General features: G+C 44.1%; 1 protein-coding gene. It reads left to right on the top strand.

Annotation, left to right across the window (positions count from 1 at the left end; all coding sequences use genetic code 11):
- Positions 1-250, top strand: a 250-nt coding sequence (locus tag RMT89_RS43725; protein ID WP_315889316.1) for a hypothetical protein, incomplete at its 5' end; no start/stop codon positions are given.
- Between the last annotated feature and the right edge of the window lie 13 nt (positions 251-263).

Below are 263 nucleotides of genomic sequence, written 5' to 3'. Positions count from 1 at the left end.
GCATGGGCGAGCTTATCCTTGCAGTTCGGAAATATCAGAAGGAGAAGGGGAAATGAGTTCCTTAAACGAATATAACTACATATGGAACACAGATGATTATGTTCATGCTTGCAACTGCGTCGGCCCCAGAAATGGAGATCCTCTTTGTCCGTGCATGATGAGGTCTAAGGCGCTGGAAAAACAGAAATGGTTAGAGGAACTGAAGTTGACATATGATCTTGTTCCAAAGGCGAAGGAGAAGGGGAAATGAACTGGTTTATAGC

This window comes from Streptomyces sp. P17 (assembly GCF_032436805.1).
Lineage (GTDB): Bacteria > Actinomycetota > Actinomycetes > Streptomycetales > Streptomycetaceae > Streptomyces.
Note: the sequence above shows the minus strand (reverse complement) of the source record. Positions and strands in the feature narration are given on the sequence as shown.